Origin of the sequence: Acinetobacter sp. TAC-1 (genome assembly GCF_029025845.1) — a bacterium.
Classification (GTDB): domain Bacteria; phylum Pseudomonadota; class Gammaproteobacteria; order Pseudomonadales; family Moraxellaceae; genus Acinetobacter; species Acinetobacter guillouiae.
The window spans coordinates 1130505-1149325 of the sequence record NZ_CP118892.1; the positions used below are offsets into that span (position 1 = coordinate 1130505).

The window sequence follows — 18821 nt, forward strand, 5'->3', positions numbered from 1 at the left end:
AGACTGCCCAGTGAAGACAGTAAATTAAAAAATGGCGACCTATAGGCCGCCATTTTTTATGCTTCTTGAATTGAGTGTACTCTGCAATGTTTTATTACGGCATAGACAAGCTATTTTAGAGATTAAAAGTTTAATTGCTCACGCATTTGTGCAATGGCTTGTTGCCAAAGTGGGCTAAGTGGTCCAACGAGATGCTGGCAATAGAGATAAACGCCATAGGTTGCTGCAATCCCTAAAATCACAATGATAATATTGGCAGCTTTACCCATTTTGGCACGTTGTGTTGCATACCAAGCCAAAGCCATAATCGCACCCATTAACATCCCACCGATATGGGCAGCATTGTTAATTCCAGAGGCTAAAAAGCCAAAAGCTAAGTTGATCGCAAGTACGGTTAAAAGTGATCTTTTATCTAAAATGAATCTTTGATTCGGGGTAGGTGGGAACAACGACAGGAGTGTCAGTGCACCACCAAGTCCCATTACAGCACCCGATGCACCTGCAGATACATGAGGAAAGAGTTTTTGATCAAAATTTTGCAGCAGTTCGTAGCTATTTCGAATATCCAAATAACCACTTAATAAACTTCCCATGAGTCCAGCAAGGATATAAAGTCCAAGGAAATAAAACTTTCCTAAAGTTTTTTCAGCAACATCACCAAAAATATACAGTGCCCACATATTCATCATTAGATGCAGGATACCAAAGTGAAAAAACATACTGCTGAATAAGCGATATGGTTCCTCTAAGAAGGTTAAAGGTGCATAATCAGCACCCCAACGCAACGCGTCCAACGTTGTCGGGTCAGTAATGTTGACACCTGATAAGACTTGGATGGCAAATAAACCGACATTGATGGCAATCAGCAATAAGGTTATTTTACCAATAGAATTGGGTTGGCTATAAGTTGAAAGATCTTGATATTTAGACATGCTATTGCTTAGCTTTTTATAGATAGATTCAGCTTAACATGAAACGTCAGAATTTTCGGAGTAAGCGGCTGACATGAAAGCTTTTATTGTTCGTGCTTTGTTAATTGTGGTCAGTATTTTGATCATGATTCAGCTATGGATTTTCTCAAGTTTAATTTATTGGCGTACTCATGATGTAGAAACCACCATGTTTATGCGTTGGACATATTTGTCTGATTTTGAGCCGATTCAACATCAATGGCGCGACTATGACAAGATCAGTGATAACTTTAAACATGCAATTGTCGCAGCCGAAGATGCCAAATTTCTCGATCATCATGGTTTCGACTGGGATGGTATTGAAAATGCACTACAACGTAATCTTAAAAAAGACAAAGTAGTCGCCGGTGGTTCAACGATCTCTCAACAATTGGCTAAAAATTTATTCTTCTATAATCGTCGCTCATTTATTCGCAAAGGTCAGGAAGCGATTGCCACCACCATGATGGAGCGGATGTGGACGAAACAGCGCATTTTAGAAGTCTATATGAACTCTGTTGAATTTGGAGATCATATCTATGGTGTTGAAGCTGCATCACAACATTACTTTTCTAAGAGCGCGGCAAGTTTAAGTCGTGAGCAGGCCGCATTTTTAGCAGTGATTTTAACCAATCCGAAGTATTATCAAAAAAATCGTGATGATTCTAAGCTTCAATACCGTAAGCGTTTGGTTTTGAAGTATATGCGTTATACCCGTATTCCAGATTGACGCTAAATAAATGAATTTAAAAAAGCACAAATTGATGTGCTTTTTTTATGAAGCGATGCTTTTTTTATGAAATTGTCACAAATTTGAAGCATACTAGAATTAAGACATTTTTTTTGATGCAGGTTTATTGCATGAATACCGCAGTGACGACAACAACGCCTACAGAATATTCTTATAATGAACGATATATAAATCGTGAGCTTTCAATTTTAGATTTCCATTTACGTGTTTTAGAGCAAGCTGTTGATCCTTTACATCCCTTGCTTGAACGTATGAATTTCTTATTGATCTTTTCTCGTAATATGGATGAATTTTTTGAAATCCGTGTTGCAGGAATGATGGAGCAATTAACTTTAGGGAATGAAAGTCGTTCACCAGATGGCTTGACGCCAAAACAAGTTTTAGACCAAATCTCTAAAACTGCACATGAAGCGATTGAGCGTCAGTACCGTATCCTCAATGAGGAAATTTTTCCTAAGTTACGTGAAGAAGACATTTGCTTTTTACGTCGTGGCGAGTTAACGCCTGCACAATCTGTGTGGATTAAAAAATATTTCCAAGAACAAGTTGCACCAGTGCTTACTCCGATTAGCCTTGATCCTGCACATCCATTCCCACGATTGGTCAATAAAAGCTTAAACTTTATTGTGACTCTAGAAGGGAAAGACGCATTTGGTCGACAAATTGATTTAGCAGTTGTACCAGCACCACGTTCGCTTCCGCGTGTAGTGCGTTTACCTGATGAGCTTACAGGCGGCAAAGAACATTTTGTGATGTTGTCTGCGATTATTCATGAGCATGTATCGGATTTGTTCCCAGGGATGACAGCTACAGGTTGTTATCAGTTCCGTGTTACACGTAATGCAGATTTGGCACTGAATGAAGATGTAGAAGACTTAGCCAAAGCATTGAAAGGTGAGTTGAGTTCACGTCGTTTTGGTCGAGCAGTACGTTTAGAAGTGACAGAAAACTGTCCAAAACATATTTATGAATATTTGCTTGAAGAATTTGATCTAGAACAAGAACAACTTTATAAAGTGGATGGGCCGGTAAATCTGGCACGCCTTGTGTCAAATTTTAAACGTCCACATATGCGTTATGACTCGCATGTGCCTGCGATTCCAAAAGTATTGAAAAAGTCTGAAAATATTTTTTCAGCAATGCAAAAACAAGACATTCTTTTACATCATCCATTTGAATCATTTGCACCAGTTATTAACTTGTTGCGTGAAGCTGCACGTGATCCCCAAGTGCTAGCGATCAAACAAACCTTATATCGTAGTGGTGCTGACTCTGAAATTGTTCAGGTACTTGCAGAAGCGGCACGTAATGGTAAAGAAGTCACCGCTGTGATTGAGTTACGGGCGCGTTTTGATGAAGAATCGAATATCGCCGTTGCCAATGTATTACAAGAAGCAGGCGCTGTTGTGGTTTATGGCATCGTGGGCTATAAAACCCATGCCAAAATGATCTTGGTGGTACGCCGTGAGAATAATAAGTTAGTACGCTATGTGCATTTGGGTACGGGTAACTACCATGCAACGAATGCACGTATCTATACCGATTATGGACTGCTCACTACAGATAAAGAGCTTTGCGAAGATGTACACCGTATTTTCCAAGAATTGACCGGTATGGGGAAAATGGCGAAGTTGAAAAAACTGTTACATGCGCCGTTTACGCTACATGCTCAGTTAATTGCTTTTATTGATGATGAAATTGCCAATGCCAAAGCGGGCAAGCCTGCACAAATTATTGTTAAAGTTAACGCGTTAACTGAAGTTCAATTGATCAATAAATTATATGAAGCTTCGCAAGCAGGGGTACAAATTGATCTGATTATTCGTTCAATTTGCTGTTTACGTCCTGGGTTGCCAAACCTGTCTGAAAATATTCGAGTACGTTCAATTGTTGGGCGTTTCTTAGAACATACCCGTGTTTATTATTTCGGAAATAATGGCAATCCACGTATTTACTGTTCAAGTGCAGACTGGATGGATCGTAATTTATTTAATCGTGTAGAAGTGTGCTTCCCGATTGAAGATCCAGCATTAAAAAAACGTATTTACCAGCAAGGTTTAGTCAACTACTTAAAAGACAATATCCGCGCTTGGCTGTTGCAAGGCGATGGGACTTGGACTCGTGTGCAACCTAAAGAAGGCGAGGCAATTTACAATGCACAACAAACTTTGCTTGAGCACTTTGTAAATGGTTAAGCCAAGATAATTTGATTGTCTTAAGCCCGATTAAAATTAATCGGGCTTTTTTGTATCAATCAATCGGATTTTAATGAAATTGAATGACTTGGTTGCTATAGATTTAAGTTTTTAAATCAGAAACTAACGCTTCTAATAAAGCATTGACGTTCTTAAATACTAGGATGACTTAAGCTGTTGTGGTTTTAAACTTGATAAAATTGCAGGTAATGCAATTAAATAAATCATCGCGACAACCAACCATATAGCGCCAGTCCATCGTGTTTGGAAATGAAAGTAAAGTGTAGAGAATAACAATGGGGCAATAATCGAGGCCATACTAATGGTTGAGGCGATAACACCTTGAAACTGTCCTTGCTGTGCAGCTGGGATTTTTTGTGAAACAACAGCTTGTAGTGCAGGAGTGCCGATACTTCCTAGGGCAAAGATCGGCATGATTGCAAAAATGATCCAAGCGTGTTGGGTAAAAGCCATGATGATTAATGCCATACATATACATGCCAGACCGATCAGCACGGTATTTCTTTCACCAAAATATCGGACGGCATGTTGCGGTATAAATGACTGAACCAGTACTTGGCATAAACCAAAAGTGCCTAAAGAAAGACCAACCCAAAATGTATTCCATTTAAAGGTATCGTGTCCCCAAAGTGCCCAGCAGACACCATAAGCTTCACCGCAGGCCCTAAACAGAAAAAATATCAGCAAAATCGGTAATATACCTTTTTGAGCAAGGATAAAACCAAAACTTTTCAAGGGATTTATTTTTAAACTCGAACGTTGCGAAATAGAAGCTTGAGGGGGGACTAGGAGTGGATTGTTGCTTCGGGATTCAGGGAGTAGCCCGAATGCGATAAGCAAGTTAACGCTTGTTAAAATTGCCGCAACGAAAAAAGGTAGCCGTAACCAATACCCGCCCAATAATCCACCGAGTATAGGACCGATAATAAATCCAATACCAAACATGGCACTCATTAAACCGAAGTATTTTGCTCGATTTTCTTCTGACGTGGTATCAACGATATAGGCTGAAGCCACGGGCATATTGGCACTACTTATTCCAGCAATGATCCGTCCAATGAACAGCAAGATAAGAGAGGGTGAGCAAGCAAGAAACAAATAGTTGATTGCAGAACCCGCAAGGGAAATCAGCAGAACAGGTCTTCGACCGATACGGTCACTCAAAGCACCTAAGATCGGGGAGAAAATAAATTGCATAAGCGCATACAGGCTTAGGAAAACCCCCATTAACAAGGCAACATTATGCTGATGGCTCAGGTCTTTCAGTAGTGAGGGAAGCAGAGGGAATACGATGCCAATGCCAATTGCATCTAAGACAATCGTTGAAAAAATAATATATAAAGGTCGGTTCATACGCGTCCTATCGAAAATTCAGGCACAGAAAACTGTGGAAACCTGTTAACGATGCTTGAAAGATTCAAGCCCTGTGGAACGCTGACCAATGCGAAGAATTGGATATGTGTCGACGAGATGGATGCATGCTTTTAAAAAACAAGCTGAGGATAGGTCGATTTTTCGCGATTTTTATCGTAACAATACATACAAAAATAAGCGATTATTTTTGCATTGGTCAAATATTATCATGCTTGATCCAGTAAAAACAAGATCGTTTTAATTTTGCTTATGCTGATGTGATCTATAGGCTTTTTAGATATTCAATAAAAAAGGAGTCAATCATGACTCCTTTTTAGTATTGGAAAATTAACGTAAATTTGGCGTGATTTTTTGAAGAATTTGTACCAACACATCAAATTCACTTTGTAGTGGTGTACTTTTACGTGTAACTAAAGCCAAAGTGCGTGATGGTGCATTCTCAATAGGTTTAACCACAATCTGATCATTGTTTTTCAGCATATGTGCATGAATTGCAATCTCAGGAAGCAGTGTATAGCCTAAGTTTGAACTGACCATTTCCACTAAAGTTGGCAATGAGCTTGCTTTTAAACGGTGATCATTTTTACGCTCACCGATTGGGCAAACACTTAAGGTATGATCACGTAGGCAATGACCTTCTTCAAGGAGCATAAGATGAGAAAGATCTAAATCATCTAAGCTTCTTGCATTCATCGCATTTTGATCTGCTTTATTGCAGACTAAGAATAAATCTTCTTTCGCAATTTCAGCAACTTTCAAACCACGTGTGTCGAATGGTAAAGCCAGCATGATCACATCTAGATTGCCATGCTCAAGTTTTTCAACAATTTTTTCACTTTGTGCTTCATGCAGATGCAACTGAATTTTTGGAAGTTGTTTATGCACTTCTTCCAAAAGCTGCGACAAAATGAAAGGGGCGATGGTTGGAATAATCCCTAAATGCAAATCACCAGTTAACGGTTCACTCATTTCTCGACTTAACCGCATCAAGTCCTGAGCATCGGCGAGTAGAACACGGGCTCGGGCAACAACTTGCTCACCTAGAGGAGTTAAACGTACGTTTTGGCGATCACGTTCTACGAGTACGCCACCCAATAAACGTTCTAACTCCATGATTCCACCAGATAAAGTAGATTGAGTTACAAACGAACGGCGCGCTGCTTCAGTGAAGTGCAGCGTCTCAGACAATGTCACTAAATATGACAACTGTCTTAGGGATGGTAATGCAGCCATAGTGTCCTAATGCTTATGATTTAAAATGATGTGCAAATAACCCGCTAAGTTGAGGAACAAAATGCGGTGGGATATCATGCCCCATTCCCTCAATTAATTCAAATTTAGCGCCTGAAATTGCTTTAGCAACAGCCTTACCATGACTTGGAGGTAGTAACCGATCTTTAGAGCCATGTAACACTAAAGTTGGCTTTTTGATCTGCTTATCCAATTTAAGTAAGGAACCTGTACATAATATTGCTAAAAACTGTTGAAGTACACCCGCTGGATGATAACTACGACGATATAATTTACGTGCAGTTTGAATTGCTTCAACTTGGTTGATATAACCAGGTGAACCAATCATATGAAAAACCTTCAAGGAATGATTCACAATTCCTTCTTCATCACGTGATTCAGGTTTACCAATGAGACTAAAGAGTTGTTTTGGAAATGGTGGAGGTAGCAAAGGTTGATTATTACTGGTAAAGAGTAAGCCGACTTTATCAATTTTCTCAGGATATTTTGCAGCTAAAATTTGAGAAATCATACCACCCATTGAAGCACCCAAAATATGTGGTTTTTCAATACCTAAACGATCAATCAATAATGCAACATCATCCGCCATATCAAATAAGTTATAAGGCGCGCCGTCATTCGGTAAGCCCAAAGCAAAGCGACCCATCAGCTTATAAGAGTTTAAACGTGGACCTTGGTGGCGAATTTTTGAAGATAAGCCAATATCACGATTATCAAAGCGGATCACATGAAAGCCTTGATCAATCAGTGATTTACAAAAAAAATCAGGCCAAAATAACATTTGCGCACCCAAACCCATAATCAACAGAATGGTCGGGTGTTGTGGATTTCCACCAGTTTCAACATGAAGCTGAATACCATTACCTAAATCGACTTTGGTTTCATTCATGAACGATGCATAAGGTGAAACTTGAAATTGAAGTGCGCTATTCATTGTTATTTTCCTAAGCAAGGATATTCTTTGATTAAAAAATATCCTTACTATTAAAACCTTAAACCGATGCAGGAATCAAGTCTGGAACCAGTTTTGTTAATGTTAAACGCTGTTTTCCAGCAGTTGCACCTAACAATACAAAACCACGTAAGGTACCTTCAGCATCTGTTGCTTTAGATAACATCCCATCTTCAAACTCTTCATTCTCCCATGTAACATCTACATCAATTGGAGCAGGAAGTACAGTCAAAGGTGCTGCTGGGGTTTTCACCGCGACTGGCATTGCAGGGTAGTGTACAGTGGTGGTTTGTCCACTCAAGGTTTTGGCTAATGCACGCGCTTGTTGCATGATTGGCATGACAAATGGCAAGAGTGTTCCATTCACTTCGGCACAGTCACCGATGGCAAAAATATCTGCTTGACTGGTTTCGAGCAAGGTATTGGTAATCACACCACGACTGGTGTTGATTTCTGTAGCTTTGGCCAAGGCAATATTAGGTTGTAAGCCAATTGCAGAAAGCACAACATCCGCGACCAAGGACTGACCACTGGCCAATGAAACGATATAACCACGCTCAGACTTAGAGACTTTTTCTACAGTGGTGCCCAAGGCAAATTTGATTCCTGATTGTTCAAGATTGTCTTTAAACGCTTGTGCAACATGATTAGGCAGTAAACGCCCTAACGGCTGTGGTGCTAAGTCGATCACCGTAACCTGATGCCCAGTATTTTGTAAGTCATTGGCAAATTCACAACCAATTAAGCCTGCACCTAAAATCACCACACGCTTGTTACCACATTCACCCGTGCTGCAATTGTCTAAAGTTTCACGGAATGCGCGATAGTCAATCAGTGAGTTAACCACATGAATATCATCACTCCCATCACCAGCAATCGCTAATCGAATCGGATTTGCGCCCACGGCGAGAATAAGTTTTGAGTAGCCTTGAGTTGAAGATTGTCCATCTTTTTCAAGGGTTAATTCATGTTTCTCTGCATCAATACTTTTAACCCATGTTTCTTTTTCAATCCGCATGTTCAGTTGGCTACTCATCTTTTCAGCATCGCCTAAACCAATTTGTTCAGGCGCTTTTTTTCCAACCAATGCGTTAGATAGGGTAGGTTTTGCATAATTCACCGCATCATCTGCGCAAATCATCACCAATTCCTGTTCGGTGTTTAACTTACGAAATTCTCTTGCAAGGGTATAACCCGCCATGCCAGAACCTATGATGATGATCGGTTGCATATCTTTCTCCATACCTGTTTCAAATTTAGAGGTGAATTGAATAATTTTGTATTGTTGAAAATAAATGTAAAAAAGACCATGTAAACATGGTCTTTACGCAATATCTTAGATTTCTACCATTTCAAAGTCTGCTTTAGAAACACCGCAGTCTGGGCATGTCCAGTCATCAGGAATGTCTTCCCACTTGGTACCTGCTGCGATGCCATCTTGTGGCCAACCTTCTGCTTCGTCATAAATCCAACCACAAACGATGCATTGATATTTCTTCATCTGATTCTCCGATATCTGACAGATGCATTGTTTTTTCTGTCAGTAAAATTCCTTCTGCTGCTTGACTCAAATAATATGCAAATAAAATGTGTACATATTCCTCTAAATTCTTACGCAGTTCTGTATCTAAAGTAAAGTAAATATCGGAGTTTATCTAACTAATCTTAAAGCTGAATGGCAGCTCAGGACAAAAGCGATGTTTATTATGCCAACTTTGTCAGACAATTTTAATTACAACACTGTCATAACAAGGGATGAGCACTGATATAAAAGTTTAAAAATATTTGAATTTAGACAAAGGTCTAGATGAATATTTTAGCCAAAAATATTAAGCTAGAATTAGCTCATTCTATAGCCATTATTTTGTGTGAAAATGGACTTAATAAATTCAACAACTTAGCGTGACTTTAATATTGAACAGGTAGCGGGTTGCTGTCAATTTTGGCTAATAAACGTTAAAATTCACGTATTATTTATCTTTTTTTTAAATCTCCCCCCATGATGAACATGTCTACTGCTTTGTGGTCAAGTATCCGTACTGTCCAAAACTTCCCAAAACCAGGTATTTGTTTTTATGATTTAACCCCATTGTTTATGAACAATCTTGTGGCGTTAACCGATGCCTTGATTGCAAGTATTCCTTTAGAGCAATTGGATGCCGTGGATAGTTTTGTTGCAGTTGAGGCACGAGGTTTTGTTTTAGCCAGCTTATTGGCACAACGTACCGGCAAAGGCTTATTGTTGGTTCGTAAAGCAGGGAAGTTACCACCTCCAGTGATTGGTGTGGGCTATAGCTTAGAATATGGTTTAGATCGCTTGGAAATGTCAGCGGATATCGCAGCACAAAAAGTGATTATTGTAGATGATGTATTGGCTACAGGTGGTACTTTAAAAGCAGTCCATCAATTGATGCATAAATGCCAACATACGGTATTGGGTGCAAGTATTTTTCTTGATCTGCCTGATTTACATCAAGATCTTGGTTTAAAGATTTGGTCAGTGCTTGATGAGCATTCCAAGCCAGTTGAAAAAGCGGTTGCTTAAAGACAATAACAAGTTAAGTTTTCGGGCTACCTGCTTGTGATTAAATACTTAAATCATTTGTTTGTCTGTCTTCTCGTAAAAAAAGCCTTGTAAATACAAGGCTTTTTTAGTTGGAGAGCAGCGAACTGTACTTTGAATATTTTATTTCAAGCAATAAAGGTTTGTTCCATATATTCAATTAAATGATTTAGGTTTTCAGGTTGGACTAAACGATGGTGTCCACCTTCAACAGCTTCAATTTGCATATATGACTCTAGTTGCTCAAGTACTTTATACATATCTAAAACCTCATCACCCAGTTCCAGATAAGCAATTTGTGGAATGTCATGGTCTAAATCATGTTCATCAATCGCTGCATAGTCTTCACGGAAATCTGGATTTAAGCTCGGATTGGCGAGGATTGCAGGAATTCGATGTTGCTGTGACATTTTTAATGCCCAATATCCACCTAAACTATGACCTACCAGTAAATCGGGTTTAATCTTTTCGATAATATCGTGATAAAAACACTCAACCGTTTTGTAGTTAAGATTACGATAATCCACGTTAATACAATATTTTTTTTCAGCATTTATGGCATGGAATTTTGTCGATTCTTTAGATGAATCTAGTCCATGTAAAAATAAAATTTTAGAATGAATACTCTTCATTGTTATCGTTTTCATATGGTCTTTCTTTATTGAGCAAAGGTAGAAATTAAACAAAGCTAGAAAAAGTTATCAATGGATTTAAAATTTTCCATTTAACTATTTTTATATTCAAATATTCTACTTAGCTGCACTTTTTTAAAAACTTAGATTTTGGTCTAAGAGTGTTGTGTAACAGATCAATATGCTTGTTATTTATTGTTTAACATATTGAATGTTTAGGTTTAAATTTTTTAGGTGATGGATTTTTATTAACAAAAATTAATCATTCTGGGTTTTTATTGTACTAAGCTATAGATTGGATCAATAAAATAAGAGAAAGAAATGATGATTTTAAGCTATGACATTGTCATTCAAGCGAATGCACAAACAGTATGGAATATCCTGTGGGATACCCATACTTATTCCAAATGGACCCAACCGTTTTCGGAAACTTCGCGAATGCAGTCTGACTGGAAAATTGGCGGGGAAACCTTATTTCAGGATGCCAGTGGTAATGGTATGGTCGCCACCATTGTAGAGTTAGAGCAATTTAAAAAAGTGGTATTTAAACATTTGGGTGTTTTGAAAAATGGTGTTTTAGATTCAACAAGTGAAGATGTTCAAAGTTGGAGTGGCTCTTTAGAAAAATATTTCTTAAATGAACAGAGTGCAACAACCACATTATCTGCTGAAATAGAAACCTCTGAGGAATATAAGAACATGATGGATCGTGCTTTCCAGCAAGGGTTTGCCATAGTCAAATCATTGGCTGAACAAAACCATTGAGAAACTTAGCACTTTCATTATTGTTTAATGGCATTGAATAATCAGGGGTTGTTCAATAGAAAATGATTTTGCCACACCATTTTCATTACGTGGTTGGAAGCGAATTTTTTCTAGTAAAGGTTGCAGTATCGACTTCATTTGTTCGTGAATTAAAGGGGTGTAACGGATATTTAGGATTTGCCCTTGTGCATCTACCAAAAATTTTGCTGAGAGCGAGATATTACCTTGTTGATCAAATTTAATTTTATTCTGAGATGGTGTCTTACTTTGATCACAAAAGGGTTCTAAAGCACTTTGTACTTGTGAAAAGTTGGGTTTTATGGCGTATTGGATGCGGGTTGGAAATTTAATAAACAGAATGTATTTCCCATAATAATATTTTATTTTTGCGATGTTTTGTTCATCAACATTGAGGGTTTTATTTTTAAAATCATTACTGACTTGTGGTAATTGATCCAGAGTGAGTTTTTTTGCCAGTTCTAAAGCCCTTAAATTGAGTGCTTTTTGAGTGGGGTGTGGATTCATTAATTTGACTTGGCTTTGCAAACTGGTTCGATTTGGAACGATTTCTAATTGCCAAATATAATCTTGATTATTGAGATTGGTGCTTTCAATTTTTATAGGAAGATCTTTTTGAGTATTGCTCATAACAACGATTTGCTCGGCATCAACCACAGTTGAAAACCACAAAACATTGAAAAGAATGATACTTTGGGCGAATCCTTGCCAGTATTTATTCATGATTTTTAATTTTTACATGGTTCGTAGAGTTATATTCATACGCATTATGTTGTAAATCTGCTATGCTATGCAACTTCCGTTTTTTAATATAATCGAGGCAGAGATGACGCAACATAACGCTCAATCGACTTCTGAACAACACATTTCCGAAAACGATTTAATTGCACAGCGTCATGCCAAGTTAAAGCAAATTCAAGATCACGCCAAGGAAACCGGTGTTAGCCCATGGCCAAACACATTTAAGCGTGAGCATTATGCGCAAGATCTACAAGAACAATTTGCAGATCAATCTAAAGAACAAATTGAAGCAGGCGAGCAAGTTCATGTATCTGTAGCGGGTCGTGTGATGTTGAACCGTGGTTCATTCATCGTGATTCAAGACATGACCGGCCGTATTCAATTGTATGTGCCACGTAAAGAGCTTGCACCTGAAGTTCTAGAAACTGTGAAAAGTCTAGATCTTGGCGATATTATTGCTGTTCAAGGTTATATCGGTCGTTCTGGCAAAGGTGATTTATATGTTCATATTGAACATTTTGAATTATTGACGAAATCGCTTCGTCCACTTCCAGACAAGTTCCATGGTTTGAATGACACAGAAGTAAAATACCGTAAACGTTATTTAGACTTAATTGTGAATGAAGAAACACGTAAAACTTTTGAAATTCGTGCAAAAGTTGTGTCAGGTATTCGCAACTATCTCATCAATGAACGTTTTATGGAAGTTGAAACTCCGATGATGCATGTGATTCCAGGTGGTGCGTCAGCGCGTCCATTTGAAACACACCATAATGCATTAGATATGCCATTATTCTTGCGTATTGCACCTGAGCTTTACTTAAAACGTTTGGTTGTTGGTGGTTTTGAACGTGTATTTGAAATTAACCGTAATTTCCGTAATGAAGGTGTTTCAACGCGTCATAACCCAGAATTTACCATGATTGAATTCTATCAAGCTTATGCTGATTACAAAGATCTCATGGCTTTGACAGAAGGTATGCTTGAAAAATTAGCAATCGACATCTTGGGTTCAACAGATGTTCCTTATGGTGAAGAAGTGTATAGCTTCAAAGGTCCATTTAAGAAAATCTCGATGTTTGATGCGATTCTTGAGCATAATCCAAATTTCACTGCTGAAAATGTTTCGGATCGTGAATTCTTGGCAACATTTATTCGTGAAGAGTTAAAAGAGCAAGTTAAGCCAGGTTTTGGTTTAGGTCGACTACAAACCATCGTATTTGAAGAAACTGTTGAAACTCAATTACGTCAGCCGACATTTATTACTGAATATCCTGCGGAAACTTCGCCGTTAGCACGCCGAAATGATGATAATCCACATATCACTGACCGTTTCGAATTCTTTATCGGTGGTCGTGAGTTGGCAAATGGTTTCTCGGAATTAAATGATCCAATTGACCAAGCTGAACGCTTCCAAGCGCAAGTTGCTGAAAAAGATGCGGGCGATGATGAAGCAATGCATTTCGATGCTGACTTTATTGAAGCATTAGAATACGGTTTACCTCCTACAGCAGGTGAAGGTATTGGTATCGATCGTTTGGTGATGTTATTTGCCAATGCAGCAAGTATCCGCGATGTGATCTTATTCCCACATATGCGTCATAAAAATTAATTTATGATGTTATAAAAGATGTTGTAAAAAAAGCCACTGAATTCAGTGGCTTTTTTTGCTTAGACAATCAGCACATTTTAGAAATGAAATACGCCTAAACCATTTTTGATTTCATCTAAAGTATCTTGAGTGATGATACGGCATTTTTCCGTACCAGTTTTTAAGATATCCATGATGTAATCTGGATCTTTGGCAAGTTCCATACGACGCTCACGGATTGGTGTAATCAACTCTTTTAACACACCTTCAAGACGTTTTTTCACAGTACCATCGCCTAAACCACCACGACGATAATGCGCTTTAAGTTCTTCAACTTCTTCTTTATTTGGATCAAAAGCATCTAAATAAGTAAAGACAATATTTCCTTCAACCTGACCTGGATCTTCAATACGCAGATGGTTTGGATCGGTATACATTGCATTGACTGCTTTTTTGATGTCTTTATCTGTTGCATCTAACACGATGGTATTGCCCAATGATTTCGACATTTTGGCTTTACCATCAAAGCCAGGTAAACGGCTCATATTGGATAAAAGCGCTTTACACTCAGGTAAAACTTCTTGTCCAATTTGACGGTTTAAACGACGAACAATTTCATTGGTCTGTTCGATCATTGGAATTTGGTCTTCACCAACTGGCACGACAGTGGCTTTAAATGCAGTAATATCGGCAGCTTGTGCAACAGGGTAGCAAAGAAAACCTGCTGGAATATCACGCTCAAAACCCCGTAATTGAATTTCAGCTTTGATGGTTGGGTTACGTTCTAAACGAGAAACCGTCACAAAGTTTAAATACAACATGGTGAGTTCATTCAACGCGGGTAAGCAAGATTGAACACAGATTGTGGTTTTTGTTGGGTCAATGCCGACTGCTAAATAGTCTGTTGCTACTTCAAGAATATTACGACGAACTTTTTCAAAGTTATCCGCATTATCTGTTAAAGCTTGAGCATCTGCGAGAAGGAGGTGTTGATGATGAGAATCTTGTAAGCCTACTCGTGAGCGCAAAGAACCTACAAAATGTCCCAAATGTAGTTGTCCAGTAGGACGGTCGCCTGTCAAAATCACAGGACGATTATCTTGATTCGTCATTATCGCTTCCAAAGTCTTTGTATAGACAGTCGTGTTTTATGAATGGGCACTATTGTACGAGATAATTTATTTTAATGTCAGCGAAAAATGGTGTAGAACCAATTTTTATCAATAAATGTGAAAATCTACAAAATTTTATATAGAAAAATGAATTTTCACTTTAAAATGACAGGATAACTAAAATTTTGGATAAAAAATGGCAAGTAGTCTATTAATATTATTAGATGATATCGCAGCAGTGCTCGATGATGTTGCCGTCATGAGTAAAATGGCGGCTAAAAAAACTGCGGGTGTTTTAGGTGATGATTTAGCACTGAACGCACAACAAGTGAGTGGTGTAAGAGCAGAGCGTGAGCTTCCTGTGGTATGGGGTGTCGCGAAAGGCTCCTTTATCAATAAATTAATTTTAGTGCCTTTGGCTTTGCTGATCAGTGTGGTTGCACCGTGGTTGATTAATCCATTGTTAATGATTGGTGGTTTGTTTCTTTGCTATGAAGGCGTTGAAAAAGTTCTACATAGTTTGCAGCATAAAAAAGCCAAAACAGGTGAGGCTGCACAAGAAGAATTACAACAAATCGAAACTGATTTAGCCACATTTGAAAAAGATAAAATTAAAGGTGCGATACGCACAGACTTTATTCTTTCTGCTGAAATTGTGGTGATTTCTTTAGGCACTGTTGCGACGGCAGCATTTGGTACCAAAGTGATGGTGCTATCTGTCATCGCAATTTTAATGACGGTCGGTGTTTATGGCTTTGTCGCCATGATTGTAAAGATTGATGATTTAGGTTTGTACTTAACTCAACAAGCATCAAATGTTAAACAAAGCATTGGCCGTGGTTTACTGGTATTTGCACCAAAGTTAATGAAAACCTTAACGATTGTCGGAACCATCGCAATGTTCCTTGTCGGTGGGGGGATCATCACCCATGCGGTATCAACTTTGCATCATTGGTCAGAAGAAGCCGTTGATCATATTCAACATATTCCAACTGTTGGTAGTGTTATTGGTGCATTAACGCCAACGTTAATCAATTTACTGATTGGTATCGTCGCAGGTTTAGCCGTGGTATTGGTTGTTGGACTTATTCAAAAAGTTCGTGGTCAATCCACAACAGCCTAAATGCAAAGCACATCCTAAACGATAGCCAATTTAAAATAAAAAGGACCGATCTATGCGTTGGAAAGGACGTAGAGAAAGTGATAATGTCGAAGATCGCCGTGGCGGTGGTGGCGTAAAAGCAGGTGGGATTAGTATCCTAGGCTTAATCGTCGCTTTTGTTGCATGGAAATTCTTTGGTGTTGACCCACAGCAAGCCTATCAAGCGACCAAACAGGTGACTTCGGCTGGAGCAAGTCAAAATTCTGCACCCACCAATTTAACCCCTGAACAGCAGGAAACGGCATCTTTTGTTAAAACCGTTTTGGCAGATACCGAAGATACTTGGAAACCGATTTTCCAACAACAAGGTGTACAGTACGTTTCACCTAAACTGGTAATGTTTAGTGGTGCGATACAATCAGGCTGTGGTACGGCTCAATCTGCGATGGGGCCATTTTATTGCCCAGCAGATCAAAAAGTGTATATCGATACCCAGTTCTTTAAAGATATGCGCCAACAGATGGGCATCTCTGGAGAAAAAAATCAATCCGAGCTTTCAGCTAAAGATGAAGCGGGTGATTTTGCACAAGCCTATGTAATTGCGCATGAAGTTGGGCACCATGTCCAAAACTTATTGGGAATATCGTCTCAGGTTCAACAAGCACGCCAGCGTGCCAGTGAAACTCAGGGCAATCAACTTTCAGTACGTTTAGAATTACAAGCGGATTGTTTGGCTGGGGTTTGGGCCAATCGTACACAACAACGCACCCAGTTCTTAGAACAGGGTGATATTGAAGAGGCGATGGATGCTGCTGAAAAAATTGGTGATGACTACTTGCAGAAAAAAGCACGTGGTTATGCGGTACCAGACAGCTTTACGCATGGCACCAGTCAGCAACGTATGCAATGGTTTAACATTGGTATGAATTCGGGTGATATCAATGCGTGTGATACCTTTAAATAGATAGCTAGGGATTGTTGGGTTAAAGAAGAGAACATCATGTTCTCTTTTTTTCTCAATCAATTTTTTTTAAGCGCTTTTTATGTTAAAAAATATAACCAGTAATCATCATATTTCAGTTTTTTTTGTACAATTATCTAGATTGTTAAATGGTCTCTTATTTTATATTTTATAAAAAAATGATTGAGTGTTTGATGTGCATTTAAATTAAAAATCTAAAACAGGTTTCGGATGGGTAACTATTTCTTTCTTCAGGTCTTTACAGTCATTTTTGCGCTTTCTATCGCGACTACAATTTTTAATAAGCGAATATTAGGTTTCCCTCAAGCCATTGGTGTTCCCATTGTTTCTGCAATTTTTGTCTTTATTTTGCAATGGGGTGCCAGCTTACTCAATGGCAATCAATTTATCTCGATTAACATCCATAATATTGAAGAAGCTGTACGGCATGTCGATTTTTATGATTTTTTAGTCAATGGTGTCATTTGCTTCATTTTGACCTCTTCAGCACTTAAATTTAAGGTTTCAGATTTAAAAGTTTATTGGAAGCCGATCAGTATCTTGGCAACAATTGCCTTACTGCTCTGTGCTGTATTTTTTGCAGGATTGGTGTTTGGTTTCCAATTCTTGATTGGCAATCCCGTTCCAATTTTAGTTTTGTTGTTACTGGGTTCTGCCTTAGGTGCGACAGACCCGATTGGGATCAAAGGTGTCCTCAGTTCAGTACGTGCGCCGCATCATCTGATTGTTAAGTTGGAAGGTGAGTCCTTATTTAATGACGCAATGTGTATCGCCGTTTTCATGACTTTATTAAATGTTCTTGAAGGAGAGCATTTTAGTTTAGCTGCAACACTACAAACTTTCTTATATGAAATTGTGGTTGCGGTGATTATTGGTTGGGCTTTTGGTCTGGGAATCTTGCGTTTATTACGTGGTAAACATGAGATGGAGTCCTTGATTCTTACCACTGCATTATTGGCATGTGGTTCTTATCTGGTTGCATTATTTGCCCATGCATCCGCTCCGATTGCCTGTGTGATCGGTGGTTTAATTGTCGGTAATAAATGGAAAGAAATTTTACAGGATCGTGAAATTCGTGAGGTCAATCATTTTTGGCATACAGTAGAAGGGATTATTAACTCTTTTCTCTTTACCTTGATTGGTCTAGAAATCTTTATTTTAGATTTAAGCACAAGTCTGATTCTTGGTGGTATTTTTGCTTTCTTTGCCTTGCATCTCTCTCGTTTTGCCGCAAATTATTTAGCTTTTGCATTTTTCCCATCATTCCGCAAAAAAAGCTATAACGGTAGTCTGGCTATTCTTTCTTGGGGAGGGGTTCGTGGGGGGATTTCACTTGCACTGATTCTTGCTGTGGCAAACGTCCCTGAGTTACGTGACTACAGTAGTATTCTAATTGGTTATACCTTTATCAGCGTATTACTTTCAGGTGTCGTCTGTGGTTTGGGTTTACCTGCAGTCATGAATGCCTTTTATTACAATCCAAATGAAGAAACCCAAGGTTTCAAAGGTTGGTATCAGCGCATGTGCAATAAAATGAACCGTAAAGGCATCAAATATATTGTGGGTGAAGATAACGAAGGGCATGAAACCATCACCATTTATAACCCAGAAGCCTTGGTTGACAAGAAAGCTGCAGATGGTGTGGCCTCTGTACATCATCCTGAAAAAGCGCAGGAAATGAAGCGATTGGAAAATCCTGGTAACTTCTAAATGCAGTGCATTCAGTCAAATGAATAGTTAAGGTATAAAATTAAGAAGCTAAAACTTCAATATTCTTAGGCGTTTGTCGCAATAAAAAAGCCAGTAACAATACTGGCTTTT

General features: G+C 38.6%; 17 protein-coding genes. 8 read left to right on the forward strand and 9 right to left on the reverse strand.

Going from position 1 to position 18821, the window contains the following annotated elements:
• Positions 1-122: 122 nt before the first annotated feature.
• The gene (locus PYV58_RS05200) at positions 123-932 is read right to left on the reverse strand and encodes a rhomboid family intramembrane serine protease (RefSeq protein WP_034610792.1); all 810 of its coding nucleotides are present in this window, start codon (positions 930-932) and stop codon (positions 123-125) included.
• Positions 933-1005: 73 nt separating this feature from the next.
• On the opposite strand from PYV58_RS05200, the gene mtgA reads away from it, so the two are divergent.
• The gene (gene mtgA, locus PYV58_RS05205; RefSeq protein ID WP_004717400.1) at positions 1006-1680 is read left to right on the forward strand and encodes a monofunctional biosynthetic peptidoglycan transglycosylase; all 675 of its coding nucleotides are present in this window, start codon (positions 1006-1008) and stop codon (positions 1678-1680) included.
• Positions 1681-1811: 131 nt separating this feature from the next.
• On the forward strand, positions 1812-3896 hold the full coding sequence (gene ppk1 / locus PYV58_RS05210) for a polyphosphate kinase 1 (protein ID WP_004823258.1): 2085 nt from the start codon (positions 1812-1814) through the stop codon (positions 3894-3896).
• Between the two features lie 159 nt (positions 3897-4055).
• Here ppk1 and PYV58_RS05215 read toward each other — a convergent pair whose 3' ends face one another.
• The 5 genes from PYV58_RS05215 to rubA form a co-directional block, all read right to left on the reverse strand.
• Entirely contained in the window at positions 4056-5270 is a 1215-nt protein-coding gene (locus PYV58_RS05215; RefSeq protein WP_275059716.1) for a TCR/Tet family MFS transporter, read from the reverse strand.
• Positions 5271-5618: 348 nt separating this feature from the next.
• Positions 5619-6524, reverse strand: a complete 906-nt coding sequence (gene oxyR, locus PYV58_RS05220; protein ID WP_004717396.1) for a LysR family transcriptional regulator OxyR — start codon at positions 6522-6524, stop codon at positions 5619-5621.
• A gap of 13 nt (positions 6525-6537) precedes the next feature.
• The gene (gene estB / locus PYV58_RS05225) at positions 6538-7476 is read right to left on the reverse strand and encodes an esterase EstB (protein WP_004823254.1); all 939 of its coding nucleotides are present in this window, start codon (positions 7474-7476) and stop codon (positions 6538-6540) included.
• Positions 7477-7534: 58 nt separating this feature from the next.
• A complete protein-coding gene (locus tag PYV58_RS05230) occupies positions 7535-8725 on the reverse strand; it encodes an FAD-dependent oxidoreductase (RefSeq protein ID WP_034610804.1) in 1191 nt (396 codons plus the stop codon).
• A 105-nt stretch (positions 8726-8830) separates the two neighbouring features.
• Positions 8831-8995 (reverse strand): rubredoxin RubA, encoded by a 165-nt coding sequence (gene rubA / locus PYV58_RS05235; RefSeq protein ID WP_004678010.1) that lies wholly within the window; start codon positions 8993-8995, stop codon positions 8831-8833.
• Positions 8996-9493: 498 nt separating this feature from the next.
• Here rubA and PYV58_RS05240 point away from each other — a divergent pair, with 498 nt between their 5' ends.
• Positions 9494-10039, forward strand: coding sequence for an adenine phosphoribosyltransferase (locus tag PYV58_RS05240; protein WP_034610808.1), 546 nt, complete (start codon positions 9494-9496; stop codon positions 10037-10039).
• Between the two features lie 146 nt (positions 10040-10185).
• On the opposite strand, the gene PYV58_RS05245 is transcribed toward PYV58_RS05240, so the two are convergent.
• The gene (locus PYV58_RS05245) at positions 10186-10689 is read right to left on the reverse strand and encodes a YqiA/YcfP family alpha/beta fold hydrolase (RefSeq protein WP_004717385.1); all 504 of its coding nucleotides are present in this window, start codon (positions 10687-10689) and stop codon (positions 10186-10188) included.
• Positions 10690-11010: 321 nt separating this feature from the next.
• Here PYV58_RS05245 and PYV58_RS05250 point away from each other — a divergent pair, with 321 nt between their 5' ends.
• Positions 11011-11454 (forward strand): SRPBCC domain-containing protein, encoded by a 444-nt coding sequence (locus PYV58_RS05250; protein WP_034610810.1) that lies wholly within the window; start codon positions 11011-11013, stop codon positions 11452-11454.
• A 24-nt stretch (positions 11455-11478) separates the two neighbouring features.
• Here the strand turns inward: PYV58_RS05250 and PYV58_RS05255 are convergent, their stop codons facing one another.
• Positions 11479-12195: a hypothetical protein gene (locus PYV58_RS05255; RefSeq protein ID WP_034610812.1), complete on the reverse strand. Its 717-nt coding sequence runs from the start codon at positions 12193-12195 to the stop codon at positions 11479-11481.
• A 103-nt stretch (positions 12196-12298) separates the two neighbouring features.
• Here PYV58_RS05255 and lysS point away from each other — a divergent pair, with 103 nt between their 5' ends.
• The gene (lysS, locus tag PYV58_RS05260; RefSeq protein WP_004717379.1) at positions 12299-13825 is read left to right on the forward strand and encodes a lysine--tRNA ligase; all 1527 of its coding nucleotides are present in this window, start codon (positions 12299-12301) and stop codon (positions 13823-13825) included.
• A 77-nt stretch (positions 13826-13902) separates the two neighbouring features.
• Here lysS and trpS read toward each other — a convergent pair whose 3' ends face one another.
• Positions 13903-14916 carry a tryptophan--tRNA ligase gene (trpS, locus tag PYV58_RS05265; protein WP_004717376.1) on the reverse strand — a complete coding sequence of 338 codons (1014 nt, stop codon included), beginning with the start codon at positions 14914-14916 and terminating at the stop codon, positions 13903-13905.
• 196 nt (positions 14917-15112) lie between these two features.
• Between trpS and PYV58_RS05270 the strand changes: the two genes are divergently transcribed.
• From PYV58_RS05270 to PYV58_RS05280, 3 genes are all read left to right on the forward strand, one after another.
• The gene (locus PYV58_RS05270; RefSeq protein ID WP_034610816.1) at positions 15113-16039 is read left to right on the forward strand and encodes a DUF808 domain-containing protein; all 927 of its coding nucleotides are present in this window, start codon (positions 15113-15115) and stop codon (positions 16037-16039) included.
• Positions 16040-16091: 52 nt separating this feature from the next.
• Positions 16092-16982, forward strand: a complete 891-nt coding sequence (locus PYV58_RS05275; protein ID WP_004823246.1) for a neutral zinc metallopeptidase — start codon at positions 16092-16094, stop codon at positions 16980-16982.
• 228 nt (positions 16983-17210) lie between these two features.
• On the forward strand, positions 17211-18710 hold the full coding sequence (locus tag PYV58_RS05280) for a cation:proton antiporter (RefSeq protein ID WP_004717371.1): 1500 nt from the start codon (positions 17211-17213) through the stop codon (positions 18708-18710).
• Positions 18711-18821 lie beyond the last annotated feature (111 nt).